The sequence below is a fragment of the Massilibacterium senegalense genome (genome assembly GCF_001375675.1).
Classification (GTDB): domain Bacteria; phylum Bacillota; class Bacilli; order Bacillales; family Massilibacteriaceae; genus Massilibacterium; species Massilibacterium senegalense.
Window position 1 is genome coordinate 276,662 of record NZ_LN831785.1, and the last position, 18,339, is coordinate 295,000.

An 18,339-nucleotide genomic window follows, 5' to 3' on the forward strand; every position below is an offset into this window, starting at 1 on the left:
AAACAGCAAACAATACCGTAATCTTTTCTAAAATGGATGACCTAGGCACCATCCTTTTTCCTCTCTTTCGCTAAATTTACATGGAGGTAAAACCGTCGATGTTCATCCTGTTACGTATTCTGATTATACTTTTCATTGATTGCTTTTTTCGTCTCTTCTAACTTTTCAACATTTAAATCTTTTAACATTTCCACAAGTTCTTTTTTTGATTGACGTGTTAATTCATCTAAGTCATTATATTTCTCCCGTAATTTCTTACGTTGCTCGTTATTAACGATATCAAATTCTCTCATCATGCCAATTATAAAGCCTAAATTAGATTGATTATTTGCCTTAAATGCCCATTCATTTGAAAAATCCAAAATTTCAAAAGATCTGTCCACCTTTTCTGCTTCTGCATCTATTATAGAATCCGACTTCCAGTCTTCCCATCTTTCCAACACTTCTTGTGCCTTATTAAATTCTTCTTTTAACTGATCGCCACTCGTGACAGTTGTGTATATACCATCCGCTGATCTTGCTACCTCTTGAAGCTGTTCTTGTGCTTTTGCATCTGCATCAAAGCCAATAACATTAATAATCGGTGAAACATTAGAATCGGCAAAAGACTTTGCGATCGCAACTGGATCGCCATCACATGTTTCAATTCCGTCACTCACTAAATAAATTAAATTTGTATTTGTCTTTGCATCATATTTTTCAAAAGATTTCTTTGACTCTTCAAGCGATTTTGCGATAGGGGTCCATCCGCTTGGCTGAAATTGATGGAGCGCTTTTTGAAATGAATCTGCATCATATTTTGTGAATCCATATACTTGTTCAATATTGGAACAAGACTTGACTTTATCTGCATCAGAACCCGTTCCTTTATGACCATACACTCTTAAAGAAACATTCGCTTCCTTAGGAACATTCTGCAAAAATTCATTAATCGCTTTTTTCGCTAGTTCCATTCTCGTTTGACCATCTATCGTCTTTGCCATACTACCGCTAGAATCTAAAATGATTTCTACATTATAATTTTCTTTAAATTGATAACGATCATCAGGCAAATTCGGATTCCCAGATGACTGAAATTCCCACTTTTTAATTAAGTCATCTGGATTTGGATAGTCCTCTGCAGCAAGAGAAAAAGCATAAGCAAAATATTTATCTAATTCTTCCTCTGAAGCATTTTCTTCTAGTGGTGGAAGTGATTTTATTTTTTCTTCCACCTCTTCAAGGTACTCGTCAGAAAGAATTTCTTTCCCACCGTACACTCCTAATTTTTGATTTACAACATCTGCAGTTGTTTTCGGAGGGACTGGAAGATCTTCAAAAACTGATTTTTTTTCTTTAGTTGAGGATTTAACTATTTCACCTTCTGTTTGTTCCACTTTTTCTTTTTCCCTTGTATTCGTTTTTTCTTGATTACATCCTGAAAGAACTAAAAAAAGAGCAATTAACAGAAAAGATAGTTTCTTCATTCACTTCAAACTCCTTTTAAACGATTCATTACTACCTATTGAATCAATTAAATTTTTACGTTTCTTTACCTTGAATTATTCATAAAAACTTGTCGATAACCTCACAAGTCCTTATGTATACAGTAATTCAACTAATTTAGTTATGACTAAAGATCCATTTCTATTATTGTTAAACCAGAACAAAATAACCAACAGAAAGGATCTTCACCATGATTACTTTACCGCAATAAAACAAAAAGGCTCATAGACTTTCGCTTTGACTCAAGCATCTTACGTAACCTCTCTTTTTATGTGTATTATGTAATTTGATAGTAATACTAATGACGGATGAATTCGTTTTGATAGATAGTTTTTTCAGTTAAATCTATCCAAAAAGTTAGTAAGCTTTTTACTAGAATCATAGCTAATCCATAGCGCAAAATAAATTTTTAACGAATACACATTTTCGTACAATTTTTATAAAATAAACCAAATTATTCTATCATTCGCAAATTTCCCATGAATATTCTAATATTTTTTGATGGTATTGTAAAATTGATGAAAAAAATGTCGAAATTTTAATGATAGTATTCTCCCTCCCATAAAAACAGGATATTCTTTTTCGGGCAAATCCAAAAGATACTGATATTCTTCTTCTAGCAAGTTTTTAATTAGTACTTGTTTTTTATAATGGATTCGCTCACGGTCTTTTTTTCATTGTTCTTGTAGTAATTGTGATAAATGTTCGAAGTCCTTGATTACAGGAGCTGGTGTAATAAAGTTTTAGCGAACATAACCCACTTTATTTTCTACATTTCCCTTTTCATAACCTGCAGCTGGATTACATGCTTGTGGTTCAAATCCATACTAATTGGCAAATCGAAAAAATTCATCGGTAAATACGGCCTCTTCCTTTCGATTTCTAGGCTTATATACAGCAGCTTTAAAATTATTAATACGAATTTTTTGGGGTACTCCACCTAACTGTTCAAATATTTCTTTCCATCCATGTAAAACACATTCTTGATTTTCGCTTGGTAGGGCCATTGCATAAGCAGTATTACTAAAGGATAGTGTCATAACTAAACAATGAATGTCCACATATTTCCCTCCCTTCACGGCTTCCATTATTCCAAAATCAAGTTGAGCTTCAGCTGGCGGATGAATAAGACTTTCAGAATTTTTATCACGAGTTTCTTCCGTGTTATATCTACCTTCAGGCCATTCTTTCACAAAGTAACATATAGGGTCTGGTAGAACCCATTAAAGCCCATATCCTTAAGTTCTTAGAAAATTTTTTTATTGGTTCTCCGCTGTTTTTTCTTTAATTTCTGATCTTCCCACAACCAATCTGCCACAATTTTTCCCCATTTTTCTTTATACATCATCCCTCCTTTTTTATTTTACTCTCGACTGGTAATTGATCCCCATCAGCGTATTTATTGGAAGTACACCAATTAATACCTAATGGTCTAGAGATTTTATTAATAGATAAAGATTTCTCATTTCTCGTTAATTTGATACAATTGATTTCAGACATTGCTAGCATTCCTTTCTACCTCCACTGATTTGATTAGTCACCAAGACAGTAGAGAAAATTTAGGGGGGGCTGGCAAGTCTTTTTTTTTTTCGAAATTCTTAGTGCATTGTTATGTACTTTTTCATGTCATAACTTTGTACTATACAACTATTCAAATCCATGTTAGATTGTTATTGATTTTTCGGTAACTTAACTGGTTAAGATAATGAAAAAGGTGCGTAAATTTTTAAAAAAATATACTAAAAAACGGATCAATCATTGATGTATCAACAGTTATGGAGTGTATTAGAAAATTATATAATATACATATGATAGATTAACAAGAATAAAGGACGGTACTTCTCAAGTGTCAAATGCTTACACGACTTAGAAACATAAATGCATTAATATTAAACAGAAGTATAAGATTCCCATTAGCTTTACCATTTGAAATGGACAAGGTGGAAAAACACTTAACTTAGGTGAAATAGTCATTCTTAAGAAAGAATTTAATACTTTTATATCCGCCCTTCGAAAAAGAAGTATTATTGTTAACGTACTCCACAACCACTGGTTACTCGATGAACCGATGTTAATGTATATTCTTTTTGACTTTGTTAAAAATAGTTTTGAAGCGACTAAAGATGCAGACTTATTTTAATCTAATCCATCACTCTCTTTTAAGTGTGTTTTATATGCTTTCATTATCTCATGTCTCTTTAATAACTTTTTTAGCAATAGATAACTCTTCACTGCGATAATCATCATATCGACCTACTCAATATCCGAATGTATTTTGTTTTAGTACCTTAAAACAGAACGGTACTGACTCGCTTCACTTTAAAGTACTAAACTGTTATGGACAGCAATTCGAGTTATTACTAATAAATTTGACAAAATATTAATTAAATTTTCTATTTAAAAATCAGGACTTTTGTATTACTTATAGTAAAATATTCTCTTTTTGTGTAATTTTTATTATTTTGGCCATTCTATGCACTTTTCAGATGATATATTGATCTATTTTCTATAATAAATTTTTTATTAATATAGTTTTTTTCTTATTTCAGTTGAACTATTTAAGACCTTATCACTACTTTTTTCATATTGACCATATACTATTATTTCCATAAGATAGATTAGACAAAAATATAAATTTGTCCGAACTTATTGAGTCAAAGGGGGGGCAATGAGACTTATTTTATTAGTAAGAATAATAAAATACCAAAATCAATAAAACAAGGAGGAACTATTAAGTTGAAAAAGTTAGGAATTTTCACTATATTTTTTGTAATGGCTATGGCATTAATTGGTTGCTCAAATGAAAAGACAGGCTCTAGCAAGACTTCCAGCAATAAGCTGATTGAAGTAACTATTGAAGACGCTTCATACATATTATCTGGTGAGAATGATGGTGTATCAGAAGATAAAGATACAAAAAAAGGGTTACTGGCAGTTGATTTAAAAATTAAAAATAAAACGAAAGAAAAAATTATAATTTCTGACCAAAACATTAAGCTTTATGACGGAGAAGAACAATTATCTCCTGTTGATGATTTCAATCATAAGATTGATTTGGAATATCCGAATTTAGGTGAAATTGGTGGGGAAAAGGTTAAAACAGTAACCCTTATTTTTAATGTTGAAAAAGATAAAAAATATGATATTGGGATCACACCACTTACTACTGATTCCACTGATGAAGATGAAGTACTTATTCAATTAGATACAAAAAAATACGGAAAAAGTTTTGATAAACTAGATAATCCTGCAAAAGCGTTAACTGCCTATATAGAGACGATTTATATGGATAAAGATAACGTTAACTACGAAAAATACGTTTCTGCAGATAAGAAAGCGCTCCAAGAAGAGGCAAAAAAATTATTTAAAGAACAACTCCAACGTAGTTTCTACGATATCGACGTACCCGATGCAGATGTTGACAAGCAATATATTAATTATAAAGCGGCTTTAGCCGAAAAGACTAAAATCAAAGCAGTAACTCTTGCAAACGCTAAAGGAAAAGCGGTTGTAACATTGGAATATTCTACCATCCCATTAGATTTATACGATGCTGTTAGTAATTATTCCGACGAGTACAAAAATAATACCGGTGATTATGAAGGCGTAAACCGAGAAAATTACGCTCTTTCAAAACTGGATGTCATTATTAGTTCCATTGAACCAAAGGAAAGCAGAGAAAAATTGGAAGTGGAAATGATAGAAAAAGACGGAAAATGGACAGTTGATACATCAGATGAATACAGTAGCCAAGAGTTAATGGATGCATTTACTAAAGGATCTGCATTTTAAGGAGAAATGAAAAATGTCGAGAAAAAGAGGGTTCATCATTGCTGCTTTTTCGGCGTTGATCGTCATTATTATTGTTGTCATTTTTTTTCAACAACTCAATAAACCGGATAAAATAGTGAAAACATTTGAAAAAGCGGTTGAACAAAACAAACCAGATCAGCTTAAGGAATTTATTTTACCAGATAAAAAGGAAGCAGTTGTAAATAATGGGTCACTAACCGCTCTTGTTGATTATTTAAGAGAGAATGACAACAGCTATCAAGTTATTAAAGATAGCATACATGAACAAATGGAATCGGAGGATTACTCTCCTACTAACCAACAAATCAGCTTAGTTGAAGACGGGAAAAAGTGGGGAATTATCACCAATTACAAATTAAAAGTAAAAACAGCTTCCATAAAAATGACGGGTAAAAATGATGGTGATAAAATCAAGCTCACCATTGATACTTTAAAGCAACCATTGAAAAGGAGTGATGACATATTATTTGGACCTCTGCTCCCTGGTACTTATAAAGTTTCCTTAACTGTTGACAATACACTTGGTAAACTGTCCGAACAAAAGAAAATCGATCTTTGGGGCAGTAAAGAAGTGTCACTGATTGTTGATACGAAAAAGCTGGTCAAAGCTGATAAAGGAATTAATAATGATATTTTTGAAGCGATAGATATTTTTAATCATGACCTTTCAGCATTTGAAACTTCTGCATTTAATTTAGATACCTTCACAAATGTAGACGAAGCCTTTAAAGGTGGAGATATCGCTCAAGCTTGGGTTAATGATCAATTTTTAATTTTATCAGAGGATATAGAAGAAATTCAATCTCAATATTTAGGAGCTGTCATTAACCTAGATCAATTAAACATCAATTATTTTGATGAACAATGGACAGCAGAGGCTACAGCTCTTGTTTCTTATAATGTAAAATTAAAGTTGATTGATATACCTAATTTTGAAGATTTATCCTATCAATCTATACGTAAATATTCCTTAGTTTATAATCAAAAAAAGAAAAAATGGCTTATTGACGATATAGAAGAATTTGAATCAAATGGATCAGAAGATAAGTATTGGAATCATAAGAAACCTATTAAGATTAAAAATCCTCCTCTACTTAAGTGGACACGTGAAAACAACGAAAATCCATTATCAAGCTTATAATCTTACATTTAAACATACAAAAAACATTCTCTAATCAAGGAGAATGTTTTTTGTATGTTATCGTAAATTTTCATTTCAGCTTCCTTTACTATCCATTTTATCCATTATGGCCTTGTCCCATCAGAGATTTTTTTTGAAATGATGGCGATAAATATTTACACACTATGATAGACAATATAAAAAAGCCTCCCACCAGTTAAGTAAACTGATGAAAGACTTTTCTAATTCATGGGCATTTATCTTTCTTGTACCTAAAATACCCTATATATCGTCGTTTTGAGACTGCTATTACATCATGCCGCCCATTCCGCCCATTCCGCCCATGTCAGGCATTGCAGGCATTCCCGCGTTTTCTTGTGGTTTATCCGCAATGACTGCTTCTGTTGTTAAGAACATTGCAGCTACGCTTGATGCATGTTGTAATGCAGAGCGTGTTACTTTTGTTGGGTCTACGATACCAGTATCAATCATGTTTACCCATTCGCTAGTTGCAGCATTAAATCCAACGCCAACTTCTTCTTTTTTCAAGCGTTCTACAATTACGCTTCCTTCAAGACCAGCGTTTGTAGCGATTTGGCGGATTGGTTCTTCTAATGCACGAAGAACGATTTTCACACCAGTTGCTTCGTCGCCTTCTGCTTCTACATTTTTAACAGCAGAGATAACATTTACAAGTGCAGTACCACCACCTGCAACAATACCTTCTTCTACTGCTGCACGAGTAGCATTTAATGCGTCTTCGATACGTAATTTACGTTCTTTTAATTCTGTTTCTGTCGCTGCGCCAACTTTAATTACTGCTACACCACCAGCAAGTTTTGCAAGGCGCTCTTGTAATTTTTCACGGTCAAATTCAGAAGTTGTTTCTTCGATTTGCGCACGGATTTGGCCAACGCGAGCATCGATTTGTGCTTTGTCGCCAGCACCTTCAACGATTGTTGTATTTTCTTTTGTTACCACAACTTTTGCAGCGCGTCCTAATTGTGTGATAGTTGCTGATTTAAGATCTAATCCTAAATCTTCTGTAATCACTTCACCGCCTGTTAAAATGGCGATATCTTCAAGCATTGCTTTACGACGGTCACCAAAACCTGGAGCTTTTACTGCTACAGCATTGAATGTACCACGTAATTTATTTACAACTAATGTTGCTAATGCTTCGCCTTCTACATCTTCAGAGATGATTAATAATGGTTTACCTTGTTGAACAACTTGTTCTAATACTGGTAAAATCTCTTGGATGTTAGAAATTTTCTTATCTGTAATTAAGATATAAGGATTATCCAGAACAGCTTCCATTTTTTCAGAATCTGTTACCATGTACGGAGAAGCATATCCACGATCAAATTGCATACCTTCTACTACTTCTAATTCCGTATTGAAACCTTTTGATTCTTCAATTGTAATAACCCCGTCGTTACCTACACGTTCCATTGCTTCTGCGATTAAATCACCAACTTCTTGGTCAGCAGAAGAAATAGCAGCAACTTGTGCAATAGATTCTTTTCCTTCAATTGGTTTTGAAATGCGATGTAATTCTTTTACTGCTACGTTTACCGCTTTTTCAATTCCTTTACGAATAACCATTGGGTTTGCACCACTTGTTACGTTTTTAAGTCCTTCTGCAATCATCGCTTGCGCAAGAACAGTTGCTGTTGTTGTACCGTCCCCAGCAACGTCGTTTGTTTTACTTGCTACTTCTGCAACAAGTTTTGCACCCATGTTTTCGAATTTATCTTCTAATTCGATTTCTTTTGCGATTGTTACACCGTCATTTGTAATTAAAGGTGAACCAAAACTTCTTTCTAACACTACATTACGACCTTTTGGTCCTAATGTTACTTTTACCGCATCAGCTAAAGCTTCAACACCACGAAGCATCGCACGACGAGCTTCTTCGCTAAACTTGATTTCTTTTGCCATTGTCAGAAAACCTCCTTAAAAAATGTCTATTGAAAATAAGTATTTTTTTCTTGTATAAGTAATCAATTATCCAATAATCGCTAAAATATCGCTCTCACGAAGGATTAAATACTCTTTGCCGTCAACTTTTACTTCTGTTCCAGCATATTTTGAGTAAATAACAGTATCTCCTTCTTTTACTTCTGGAGCAAGGCGTTCACCATTGTCTAATACACGACCTGCACCTACAGCAACAATTTTACCTTCTTGCGGTTTTTCTTTCGCAGAATCCGGTAATACGATACCGCTAGCTGTTTGTTCTTCCATTTCTAAAGCTTCAATTACAATTCGATCACCTAATGGCTTTAACACAAGAAACTACCTCCTTAATGAGATTCGTTAATTTGAGTTTTTTATTAGCACTCAATGTCATCGAGTGCTAATTACAATTATTATAATAAATAATCTTTTCCTCTTTTGCAAGTATAAAGCTTTATTTTTTCTAAAAGAATCCTTTTTCTTTTGTCTTCCCATTTTCTCTTGTACATACACATAAAAAATAAAAGACAGAAGAAGTGAATTATTCCGAATTGTAGTTGTATAATATGTTACAATAAATCATTGGTAACAATTAGAGGGGTTGTATCGTGAATCGAAACGAATTTTTCATTATTTTAGTGTATGTAATGGCACAGTTATCTGGCTTTTTAGGTATCCCGCTTCTTTTAAAAAACAGTGCACTCACACCGTTAGAAGCAGTTGCCTATTGGACGGTATGTAGCATGTCTGTCGCAACCGTCATTAGTTTATGGTTAAGTCGTTCGCTTCGACAAGGCGGAAAAATGGGGAAACCGCTTCCTTGGAAAGAAACAATGTACTGGATTTTTATCGGTTTGTTTCTTGCTTATTTTGCACAAATTATGGCAGCCATCATAGAACAAAAACTATTTCACATTCCAGGTGAATCAGAAAATACGAAGGAAATCATTACAATAGCAAAGAGCGTTCCTCTGTTTATGTTTGTAGGAATTATACTTGCGCCTTTTTTAGAAGAATTAATTTTTAGAAGGATTATCTTTTATCATCTGTATCAAAAGTTTTCATTTTTTATTGCAGCGCTCACTAGCTCACTTCTTTTTGCAGTCTTACATTTAGATTTTTCCCATTTACTAGTATATTTAGTGATGGGCTTCGTGTTTTCCTTCTTATATGTGAAAACAAATCGCATTATTGTTCCGATGGCTGCCCATACGTTAATGAATGGCACGGTGTTTTACCTCGCTTTTTACATTAACGGATAAAGATAGAAACTTGAGAAATACTGGGGGCTTTATTAATGAAATTTTCACCAATGGCATTAGCTATGTTTTATTTTTTGATGGGGGCGTTATTTACGTATTTAGCAGTATTAAGTGTACGTGACACGATGTGGAATTTTTTGACGATCGTCTTAATGCTATTTGCCGCTTACGACTTTTTTGTCGCGGTACGTATTATGCTCATTAAGAAAAAAATTGAGAAAATGAACAAAAAGTGATCGCTTATTCGCGATCACTTTTTATTTCGGCTAATTGCATCTCTTCTGCATATTTCATTTCTGCTTTTAACACTTGTTTATACGCTCGTTTTGAAAAGAAAATACTAATCTCATATAAAATAATTAACGGGATCATCACAATGATTTGTGATAATACATCAGGCGGTGTAATTAACCCAGCCACAATTAATAAAATAAAGTATGCATATTTTCTAATTTTAATAAGGAAAGCCGGCGTAATTAACCCTAACCTTGTAAAAAACATAATCACAACAGGCAATTCAAAGACAAGTCCTACAGGAATCGTCAGTTGGAATAAAAACCGAAAATATTCTTTAATACCATATACCTCTTCAATTCCCATTTGTGCAGATAATTTTGTCATAAACTGAATGACTAATGGGAACATCACGAAGTAAGCAAAACTAACACCTGCAATAAATAAAATAATCGTAAATGGAATATAAGCTAACGTTACCTTTTGCTCTTTTTCATATAATCCCGGGCGAATAAATGCCCATATATGATATAGTGCAACTGGTGCTGTTAATAAAATCGCTACAATGAACGAAAATTCAAAATATACTTTGATTGCATCTGTTAATCGAAATGCATTCATTGTAATACTTTCAGCAGCTGGCGCTTGTTGTAACCACTTGATTATTCTTTGCGAGAAGACCAATCCAATGACCATACTGATAACAAATACGACAATAATACTCATTAATCGTTTTTGTAATTCACCAATATGATCATAAACGGACATCGCTCTTTCGTCCATAACGTCATCTATCCTTTATTTTACTTGTTTCTCTTCTTTTTTGTTCTCTTCGTCATCCATTAAACCTTTTGTAGAATTTTTAAATTCACGTAATGTTTCACCTGCTGCTCGTCCGAGACTCGGTAATTTTTTTGGTCCAAAGATTACTAACGCCACAATTGAAATTAATGCAATACTTCCAAAACTTAAACCCATGTTGTACATCCCCCTCTATTCTGGATAGTTTTTCATGAAATAAATTAATGATTGGAGCTCAATCGCTAAATCAATATGATGTACACGAATATGCTCTGGGACTGTTAATCGGGCTGGAGTAAAGTTTAAAATACCTTGAATGCCAATGTCCACTAATTTATCGACAAGTTCTTGTGCACGAGTTGCTGGAACGGTTAAAATAGCAATCGTAACATCTGATGTCAATTTTTGTGCCACATCGTCTAAATGATAAATTGGTACCCCGCCGACTTCTTTCCCTATTTTATTTGGGTCGATATCAAATGCCATCATAATTTTAGCACTATTGTTTTTCGTAAAGTTATTATAATGTAAAAATGCAGTTCCAAGGTTTCCGACACCAAATAAAGCCACTTTCGTTAATTCATCTTGACTTAATGTCCTTCTAAAAAAAGATAACAAATATTCGACATTATAGCCATAACCTTTTTTTCCTAATGCACCAAAATAGGAAAAATCTCGTCTAATGGTAGCTGAATCCACTTTTACTGCCTCGCTTAATTCTGCGGAAGATACGCGTTTTTTCCCCGATGCATGTAAATTTTGAATGAATCGGTAATAAAGCGGCAATCGTTTAGCAGTTGCTTGTGGAATTTTTGGTTGTTCCATATTCATTTTTTCCCCCAACTTCACAAACAAGTAATATTCTTTACTTTTGTTACTAGCATTTGTTTTTTGTAAAAAATAATGTTCTCCTCATTTTTTCGATCCTTTGGCGAAACCATCCACAACTGTTTTTCTTTATTGCTCATTACGTCTTTCAAATGTACACTTATACGTAATGAGGTGAATAAGAATGATTTATTTGCAAGTTAATCAACTGACAAAATATTATGGTGCTGACCTTATTTTATCGAATATTAAATTAGATGTACAATCGAAAGATAAAATTGCACTTGTCGGAAGAAATGGGGCCGGCAAATCCACACTGTTAAAAATTATTACCGGAGAATTATCCTATGATTCTGGTGATATTATTATACCAAAAGATATTAAAATCGGGTATCTAGCACAAACAACCATTACGGATTCTCCTTTATCCATTTGGGACGAAATGATGACCGTTTTCGAGCCATTAAAACAAATTGAAAAAGAGCTACGCAACATGGAGCACAGAATGGGCAATCCTACCATCATGGAAAACAAAACAGAATATGAAAAATTATTGCGAGAATACGATGAGCTCTCCTTACAATTTAAAGAACGCGGTGGCTATCAATATGAAGCAGACATTCGCAATGTGTTACATGGACTTCAGTTTCAAGACTTTAGCTATGGCACCCCTGTCCAAGCATTAAGTGGTGGTCAAAAAACACGGTTATCACTCGGAAAACTGTTGTTACAAAAACCAGACTTATTAATTTTGGACGAACCGACAAACCACCTTGATTTAGAAACGATTCAATGGCTAGAACACTACTTACAAAACTATCCTGGCGCTTTGTTAATCGTCAGCCATGACCGTTATTTTCTTGATAAAATCGTCCATCGCGTGTATGAATTAGAACGCCATCAAATTCGCCATTTTCACGGAAACTACAGCGATTATTTAACACAAAAAGCAGAGATTTATGCAAAAGAAAAGAAACAATTTGAAAAGCAACAAGAGGAAATTCAACGATTAGAAGATTTCATCGCACGGAACATCGCACGGGCCTCGACGACAAAACGAGCACAAAGTAGACGAAAACAACTCGACAAAATCGATCGGATGCAACGACCATTAGGTAACGAGAAATCAGCTTCCTTTTCGTTTGAAATCGAAAAACAAAGTGGAAATGAAGTACTGCATGTGGATCAACTTTCTATTCAATATGATGATACTCCTATTTTCAAAGATGTATCTTTTCGATTGACACGTGAAGATAGTGTTGCATTAATAGGACCGAATGGTATTGGAAAGTCGTCCCTGTTAAAAGCAATCTTAGGTAAGGTATCGTCACAAGGCACCATTTCATTTGGAACAAACGTGCAAATCGGCTATTACGACCAAACACAAGCAGAATTGACATCGAATAAAACGATTTTAGATGAATTGTGGGATGAATATCCGGAAAAAACAGAAAAGGAAATTCGGACGATTCTTGGTAATTTTCTTTTTAGCGGAGATGACGTATTAAAAATCGTACAGGACTTAAGTGGTGGCGAAAAAGCACGGATTGCCTTAGCAAAGTTAATGCTTCAAAAAGCAAATCTGCTTATCCTTGATGAACCTACCAACCATCTAGACTTAGATAGCAAGGAAGTATTAGAATCGACATTAATGGATTATCCAGGCACGCTTCTTTTCGTTTCCCACGATCGTTATTTTATTAATCGTATCGCAACAAAAGTGTTAGATTTAACGCCCACTGGTGTCATCGAATACCTTGGAAATTATGACTATTATGTGGAGAAAAAAACAGAAACAGAGGAAATCGAACGATTAAATGCACTCGAAAATCAAACGGAAATGCAAAAAGAAGAAAGCGATAAATCAAAATTTTTATTAGAGAAAGAACAAAAGAAAAAAGAACGTCAGAAGCAACGTCGTTTAGAGGAAATTGAACAGTTAATTACCGAAAAAGAATTATTTATTACACAATCCCATGAGTTATTATGCCAACCGGAGGTATATGAAAATCATGAAAAAGCACAACAAGTAAACGAGGATATTGAACAAGCTGAGACAGAATTACAACAATTAATGGAGGAGTGGGAGGTATTAATGTGAGAAAGACGAGGTAAAAAATTCCTCGTCTTTTTATCCCTCATTAACTCGTTGTTAGATGCCCGCTTCAAAATGTTAAGGTAACACTAAAAACAGTTAAATAGGCGATACGTGCATCTAACCATCAGTGAAAAAAATGCAAAACCCACACGGATAGAAGCCTTCCTTATTTACATTCCCTTAATATTGTGGATAAATATAGAAATTATTCACATTATCAACAATGTTATACACAGACTAACTTGCTTTACTTCTACTTATCCGCATACTTTTCCACATTATCCACATTAAATCACTCTTTTATCCACACAATTTTATTAACATTATAAAATGCGTTATTTCAACAAAAAAGATAGTTATGCACAAACGTGATATAGTTGTGGATAAGTTTTATTGATAACATTTCTTTTTAATTTTAGTGTGTAATGTATCCATTCTTTATACTTTCTAGACAACACAAAAAAAATTCCTTCCTCTATAATAAGAGAAAGGAACTGTTGATTATTTTATTCTTTATTAAATGATTCCAACATAAGCCCTGGGTTGGCATTTAACGTAAGAGACGCTCTTGTTCCTTTTTGATATTCGATGCTTGCTGCTGCACCAATCATCGCTGCGTTATCGGTACATAACGAAAGGGGAGGTATGACTAAATCTACATCGCTCGTTTCAAATATTTGTTGTAAGCGTGCTCGCAGACCTTTATTTGCCGCTACTCCACCAGCTAAAAGAATTTGTTTTACACCGTATTGTTCTTGTGCTTTTTTTGTTTTTGTTACTAAGACATCAATGACACTTTCTTGAAAACTTTTTGCTACATCTTCTATGACAATTTCTTCTCCACGTTGCTCACTGTTATGGAGCCAATTGATAACCGCTGATTTTAATCCGCTAAAAGAAAAATCAAAGGAACCTTCTTCTAACCAAGCTCGTGGAAAATCAATCGTTTCCTTTCCTTCTTGAGCTAATGCATCGATTTTAGGGCCTCCTGGATATGCAAGTCCTAACACACGCGCTACTTTATCATACGCCTCTCCTACAGCATCGTCACGCGTTTCTCCGATTACTTCATAATGACCATGTTCTTTCATGTAAACGAGCTCTGTATGCCCTCCTGAAACGACTAACGCTATTAAGGGGAACGTCATTTCTTTCACAAAACGATTGGCATATATATGCCCTGAAATATGATGTACGGGAACAAGTGGTTTATCATAACTAAATGCAAGTGCTTTCGCTGCATTAACACCAATTAAAAGCGCACCGACTAATCCTGGGCCTTCTGTTACGGCCACTGCATCGATATCGTCTATCAAGACATTCGCTTTCTTTAATGTTTCTTCTAAAACGTACGTAATTTGTTCCACGTGATGGCGTGAAGCAATCTCTGGTACAACACCACCAAACCGTTTGTGGCTTTCAATTTGAGAAGAAACGACATTCGCCACCATTTCCTTCCCATTTTTAATAACCGCCATACTTGTTTCATCACAACTTGTTTCTACGGCTAAAATTAATTCATCCTTTTTCATTAAAATTCACCCACATTATTAATGCATCTTCTTGATTATCTGTATAGTATCCTTTTCGAATCCCACCGTCTTTAAAACCAAACTTTCGATATAACTGTTTCGCAACCTCATTCGATATCCTTACTTCTAATGTCATTGTTTTCACACCTAACTGAATGGCTGTTTTGATCATTTCTGCCAACAATTTTTCTCCTAATCGTTTTCCCCGGTAATCTGGTAAAATGGCGATGTTAGTAATATGTGCTTCATCAATAATAATCCACGCCCCAACATAGCCAATGACTTTTCCTTCTATTTCTATGACTAAATATACCGCAAATTTATTTTTTTGCAGTTCATTGAAAAATGCTTCTTCTGTCCAAGGAATCGAAAAGGAAGCGTGTTCTACTTGTAAAATGGCTGGAATGTCTTGTTCCTCCATTAATCGAATGTTTATTCTCTCCATTTGCTCACCTTTTTGCTTTTTGACTTTCCAGCCATTTTTCTTCTGCTTCTGCTAATTTTAAATAGGTTGGTGTGAACGTATGAATATCTACTGGTACTTTCTTCATCCCAATTTGGCCAAGCGCACTTGGGCGGATAAATCCATCTGTTACATCGCCAATTACTGCTTTTTCACCCATTGTCTCTTTTATTTCTTGTTCATATATGCCAATATGTGGACTTAAAAATAAAAGTGGAGATTCTACTTGTTTTAAACGTTCTAACCACTGATGCATTTCTATTAATTGATCTTGTTCTATTGGTTGTCCATGTTTATATAATCCACTATACACTTGATGTCTCCTTGCATCAAAAAAAGGAACGACATGACCTGAAAAATGTTTTCCATTTTGTGCAAGCACTTCTAAACTTGAAACACCTACTAATGGAATATTTAATGTATAAGCCATTGTTTTAGCCGTTGTGGCAGCAATACGAACACCAGTATAAGAACCTGGTCCAGAAGCAACAATAATTTTCCCTAGTTGTTGTGGCTTTATTTTGACATCTTCCATCAATTGATGAATGGCAGGCATTAAACGAACAGAATGATTTTTTTTCGTATTTGTCACATACTCTCCTACTACTTCTTGATTGTTTATGATTGCCACCCCCATTGCATCATTAGACGTGTCCATTGCTAATGCTATTGTCATTCCTAATTATCTCCTTTATCCAATCTATATTTTCTCCTCCAACCGATTGAACAACGATTTCCCTTGTATCTTCATCTATTCGATGAATGGTGCATGCAATATAGGAAGAAGGTAATTGTTCTTTAATGTTACTTGCCCATTCTACGACTGTGATACCATCACTTTCAAAATATTCTTCAAAACCTAACTCTTCTTCCCTGTTTTCTAAACGATATACATCCATATGATAAAGAGGTAACCGTCCGAGATATTCTTTAATAATCGTAAAGGTAGGAGAGTTCACTACTCTTTTAATTCCTAATCCCACTGCAAGTCCTTTTGTAAAGGTTGTTTTCCCTGCCCCTAGATCCCCTTCTAAAACGAGAACCGTGCCAGGAGGGATTACTTCTCCAATTCTTTTGGCAATTTCCATTGTTTCTTCCGTAGAATTTGTTTGAATATGGATTTCTTCCATACTGTCACCTCACTTACTAAAATGATTATACCCTTTTTTATCTAAACGTTCGATGGATGTTTTTCGTTTTACTAATACATGATTATTTTGTTTCTCGACTACTTTACCAATGATATGTACAGGAATTCTAGCTTGTTCAAACGTTGTTTTTAACATGTCCCAATCCTGTTGAGCAACGGAACCTACTAATTGAAAATCTTCTCCACCAAAGAATGCCCATTCTTCCCTTTGTTTTAGTGTAACATTCGACATATACGGATGGTATGGTACACATTCTGCATCTACGATAATCGTCACATCACTTGCTTCTGCAAGTTCATGAAGTTCACTTGCTAATCCATCACTTACATCATTTAAAGCTATACGCACAGGACATTGGGCCAAAATCCTTCCTGCTTTTATTTGTGGGACTGGCATTTGATGAAAATGAATCATTTCTTTTTCTTTCTCTGTATATGCATAATCTTTTCCATATTGAAGTAATAAATCCAATCCACATGCTGCATTTCCGATTGTATTAGTAACAAACACCATATCTCCTGATTGAGCATTCTTTCTTAATAAATGTCTTCCTTTTTCTACATAACCAATAACCGTTACTGTAATAACAAAAGGACCTTTCGTTGATACCGTATCTCCACCAATTAAATCCATCTCATATTCCTTTGCTACTTGCTCCATCCCCCGGTATATTTCTTGTATTTGTTTTGCTTGATAATGATCCGGAATCGCAATAGAAACAAGATAATAAGCAGGAATGCCTCCCATTGCTGCAATATCACTAATATTTACTGCTAAACTTTTATAACCAACTTGTTTCCAAGTCATCGTTTCTTCTAAAAAATGAACTCCTTCTACAAGTGTATCTACACAAATAAGTTCTTCTTTCTCAATATTTTCCGCAATAATTGCAGTATCATCCCCAATCCCATAAATAAGGGATGATTGATGATACTTTTTTGGAAAAATGCTGTTAATTAATGAAAATTCATCTTTATCCATTTTCTCGCTCCCTTCTGATGAGCATTTATATATGATAGGTACATTCACATTTTCCATTTAGTGTACTAAAAAACCGCCTTAGATGTAAAACATCTTAAGACGGTTTTCATTTTAGCACTAAAATAAAAAAACGAAACATTCGTTTCGATTAATTGTCATTATAATGGCGGTCCCGACGGGAATCGAACCCGCGATCTCCTGCGTGACAGGCAGGCATGTTAACCGCTACACCACGGGACCTAATTGCCTGGCAACGTCCTACTCTCACAAGGGGAAACCCCTCACTACCATCGGCGTAAAAGAGCTTAACTTCCGTGTTCGGCATGGGAACGGGTGTGACCTCTCTGCCATTATCACCAGACAAAGTTATTCTTTCAAAACCAAATAACGAATATTGTACAACCAATTTAGTATTAGGATAAGCCCTCGACCGATTAGTATCTGTCAGCTACACGTGTCACCACGCTTCTACACCAGACCTATCAACCTCATCATCTATAAGGGGTCTTACTAGCTTACGCTATGGGAAATCTCATCTTGAGGGGGGCTTCATGCTTAGATGCTTTCAGCATTTATCCCGTCCACACATAGCTACCCAGCGATGCTCCT

General features: G+C 34.7%; 18 protein-coding genes, 1 tRNA gene and 2 rRNA genes (1 of these 21 running past the window's edge). 6 read left to right on the forward strand and 15 right to left on the reverse strand.

Features of this window, described 5'->3' with window-relative positions:
* Window positions 1-110: 110 nt before the first annotated feature.
* Window positions 111-1,466, reverse strand: coding sequence for a VWA domain-containing protein (locus BN1372_RS02080; protein WP_062197227.1), 1,356 nt, complete (start codon window positions 1,464-1,466; stop codon window positions 111-113).
* Window positions 1,467-2,312: 846 nt separating this feature from the next.
* A complete protein-coding gene (locus BN1372_RS15125) occupies window positions 2,313-2,678 on the reverse strand; it encodes a hypothetical protein (RefSeq protein ID WP_062197228.1) in 366 nt (121 codons plus the stop codon).
* A gap of 779 nt (window positions 2,679-3,457) precedes the next feature.
* On the opposite strand from BN1372_RS15125, the gene BN1372_RS15445 reads away from it, so the two are divergent.
* The 3 genes from BN1372_RS15445 to BN1372_RS14890 all read left to right on the forward strand — a co-directional run bounded on the left by BN1372_RS15445 (window position 3,458) and on the right by BN1372_RS14890 (window position 6,439).
* On the forward strand, window positions 3,458-3,625 hold the full coding sequence (locus BN1372_RS15445) for a DUF1259 domain-containing protein (protein ID WP_325062677.1): 168 nt from the start codon (window positions 3,458-3,460) through the stop codon (window positions 3,623-3,625).
* Between the two features lie 596 nt (window positions 3,626-4,221).
* Window positions 4,222-5,277: a DUF5105 domain-containing protein gene (locus BN1372_RS02090; protein ID WP_062197229.1), complete on the forward strand. Its 1,056-nt coding sequence runs from the start codon at window positions 4,222-4,224 to the stop codon at window positions 5,275-5,277.
* A 13-nt stretch (window positions 5,278-5,290) separates the two neighbouring features.
* Window positions 5,291-6,439, forward strand: a complete 1,149-nt coding sequence (locus BN1372_RS14890; RefSeq protein ID WP_062197230.1) for a TcaA second domain-containing protein — start codon at window positions 5,291-5,293, stop codon at window positions 6,437-6,439.
* A 288-nt stretch (window positions 6,440-6,727) separates the two neighbouring features.
* On the opposite strand, the gene groL is transcribed toward BN1372_RS14890, so the two are convergent.
* Together groL and groES are read right to left on the reverse strand one after the other, a co-directional pair.
* Window positions 6,728-8,362 (reverse strand): chaperonin GroEL, encoded by a 1,635-nt coding sequence (gene groL, locus BN1372_RS02100; protein ID WP_062197231.1) that lies wholly within the window; start codon window positions 8,360-8,362, stop codon window positions 6,728-6,730.
* A gap of 66 nt (window positions 8,363-8,428) precedes the next feature.
* The gene (gene groES, locus BN1372_RS02105; RefSeq protein ID WP_062197232.1) at window positions 8,429-8,713 is read right to left on the reverse strand and encodes a co-chaperone GroES; all 285 of its coding nucleotides are present in this window, start codon (window positions 8,711-8,713) and stop codon (window positions 8,429-8,431) included.
* 275 nt (window positions 8,714-8,988) lie between these two features.
* Here groES and BN1372_RS02110 point away from each other — a divergent pair, with 275 nt between their 5' ends.
* Window positions 8,989-9,642 (forward strand): CPBP family intramembrane glutamic endopeptidase, encoded by a 654-nt coding sequence (locus BN1372_RS02110; protein ID WP_062197233.1) that lies wholly within the window; start codon window positions 8,989-8,991, stop codon window positions 9,640-9,642.
* A gap of 35 nt (window positions 9,643-9,677) precedes the next feature.
* Window positions 9,678-9,878, forward strand: a complete 201-nt coding sequence (locus BN1372_RS02115) for a DUF4305 domain-containing protein (protein ID WP_062197234.1) — start codon at window positions 9,678-9,680, stop codon at window positions 9,876-9,878.
* A 4-nt stretch (window positions 9,879-9,882) separates the two neighbouring features.
* Here BN1372_RS02115 and tatC read toward each other — a convergent pair whose 3' ends face one another.
* From tatC to BN1372_RS02130, 3 genes are read right to left on the reverse strand one after another with little or no spacing between them, the layout of a single operon-like run.
* Window positions 9,883-10,659 carry a twin-arginine translocase subunit TatC gene (gene tatC, locus BN1372_RS02120; protein WP_062197235.1) on the reverse strand — a complete coding sequence of 259 codons (777 nt, stop codon included), beginning with the start codon at window positions 10,657-10,659 and terminating at the stop codon, window positions 9,883-9,885.
* Window positions 10,660-10,674: 15 nt separating this feature from the next.
* Entirely contained in the window at window positions 10,675-10,854 is a 180-nt protein-coding gene (locus tag BN1372_RS02125) for a twin-arginine translocase TatA/TatE family subunit (protein ID WP_062197236.1), read from the reverse strand.
* A 15-nt stretch (window positions 10,855-10,869) separates the two neighbouring features.
* On the reverse strand, window positions 10,870-11,508 hold the full coding sequence (locus tag BN1372_RS02130; protein WP_062197237.1) for a redox-sensing transcriptional repressor Rex: 639 nt from the start codon (window positions 11,506-11,508) through the stop codon (window positions 10,870-10,872).
* 181 nt (window positions 11,509-11,689) lie between these two features.
* Between BN1372_RS02130 and BN1372_RS02135 the strand changes: the two genes are divergently transcribed.
* Window positions 11,690-13,606, forward strand: coding sequence for an ABC-F family ATP-binding cassette domain-containing protein (locus BN1372_RS02135; RefSeq protein ID WP_062197238.1), 1,917 nt, complete (start codon window positions 11,690-11,692; stop codon window positions 13,604-13,606).
* Between the two features lie 503 nt (window positions 13,607-14,109).
* Here the strand turns inward: BN1372_RS02135 and tsaD are convergent.
* The 8 genes from tsaD to BN1372_RS02175 form a co-directional block, all read right to left on the reverse strand.
* Entirely contained in the window at window positions 14,110-15,135 is a 1,026-nt protein-coding gene (gene tsaD / locus BN1372_RS02140) for a tRNA (adenosine(37)-N6)-threonylcarbamoyltransferase complex transferase subunit TsaD (RefSeq protein ID WP_062197239.1), read from the reverse strand.
* Window positions 15,122-15,580, reverse strand: coding sequence for a ribosomal protein S18-alanine N-acetyltransferase (gene rimI / locus BN1372_RS02145; protein WP_062197240.1), 459 nt, complete (start codon window positions 15,578-15,580; stop codon window positions 15,122-15,124). Before rimI ends, tsaD begins: the two co-directional genes overlap by 14 nt.
* Before the next feature lie 4 nt (window positions 15,581-15,584).
* Window positions 15,585-16,274, reverse strand: coding sequence for a tRNA (adenosine(37)-N6)-threonylcarbamoyltransferase complex dimerization subunit type 1 TsaB (tsaB, locus tag BN1372_RS02150; RefSeq protein WP_062197241.1), 690 nt, complete (start codon window positions 16,272-16,274; stop codon window positions 15,585-15,587).
* The gene (gene tsaE, locus BN1372_RS02155) at window positions 16,243-16,728 is read right to left on the reverse strand and encodes a tRNA (adenosine(37)-N6)-threonylcarbamoyltransferase complex ATPase subunit type 1 TsaE (protein ID WP_062197242.1); all 486 of its coding nucleotides are present in this window, start codon (window positions 16,726-16,728) and stop codon (window positions 16,243-16,245) included. Before tsaE ends, tsaB begins: the two co-directional genes overlap by 32 nt.
* Before the next feature lie 9 nt (window positions 16,729-16,737).
* Window positions 16,738-17,730, reverse strand: coding sequence for a thiamine-phosphate kinase (gene thiL, locus BN1372_RS02160; protein WP_062197243.1), 993 nt, complete (start codon window positions 17,728-17,730; stop codon window positions 16,738-16,740).
* 164 nt (window positions 17,731-17,894) lie between these two features.
* A tRNA-Asp gene (locus BN1372_RS02165) sits at window positions 17,895-17,970 on the reverse strand.
* 5 nt (window positions 17,971-17,975) lie between these two features.
* Window positions 17,976-18,091, reverse strand: a 5S ribosomal RNA gene (gene rrf / locus BN1372_RS02170).
* 53 nt (window positions 18,092-18,144) lie between these two features.
* Window positions 18,145-18,339, reverse strand: a 23S ribosomal RNA gene (locus BN1372_RS02175) (it continues 2,735 nt past the right edge of the window).

Bases quoted from the DNA above. Each gene is read 5' to 3' on its own strand.
- BN1372_RS02080 (WP_062197227.1), bottom strand. From the start codon at position 1,466: ATGAAGAAACTATCTTTTCTGTTAATTGCTCTTTTTTTAGTTCTTTCA.
- BN1372_RS14890 (WP_062197230.1), top strand. From the start codon at position 5,291: ATGTCGAGAAAAAGAGGGTTCATCATTGCTGCTTTTTCGGCGTTGATC.
- groL (WP_062197231.1), bottom strand. From the start codon at position 8,362: ATGGCAAAAGAAATCAAGTTTAGCGAAGAAGCTCGTCGTGCGATGCTT.
- BN1372_RS02115 (WP_062197234.1), top strand. From the start codon at position 9,678: ATGAAATTTTCACCAATGGCATTAGCTATGTTTTATTTTTTGATGGGG.
- tatC (WP_062197235.1), bottom strand. From the start codon at position 10,659: ATGGACGAAAGAGCGATGTCCGTTTATGATCATATTGGTGAATTACAA.
- BN1372_RS02125 (WP_062197236.1), bottom strand. From the start codon at position 10,854: ATGGGTTTAAGTTTTGGAAGTATTGCATTAATTTCAATTGTGGCGTTA.
- BN1372_RS02130 (WP_062197237.1), bottom strand. From the start codon at position 11,508: ATGAATATGGAACAACCAAAAATTCCACAAGCAACTGCTAAACGATTG.
- BN1372_RS02135 (WP_062197238.1), top strand. From the start codon at position 11,690: ATGATTTATTTGCAAGTTAATCAACTGACAAAATATTATGGTGCTGAC.
- tsaD (WP_062197239.1), bottom strand. From the start codon at position 15,135: ATGAAAAAGGATGAATTAATTTTAGCCGTAGAAACAAGTTGTGATGAA.
- rimI (WP_062197240.1), bottom strand. From the start codon at position 15,580: ATGGAGAGAATAAACATTCGATTAATGGAGGAACAAGACATTCCAGCC.
- tsaB (WP_062197241.1), bottom strand. From the start codon at position 16,274: ATGACAATAGCATTAGCAATGGACACGTCTAATGATGCAATGGGGGTG.
- tsaE (WP_062197242.1), bottom strand. From the start codon at position 16,728: ATGGAAGAAATCCATATTCAAACAAATTCTACGGAAGAAACAATGGAA.
- thiL (WP_062197243.1), bottom strand. From the start codon at position 17,730: ATGGATAAAGATGAATTTTCATTAATTAACAGCATTTTTCCAAAAAAG.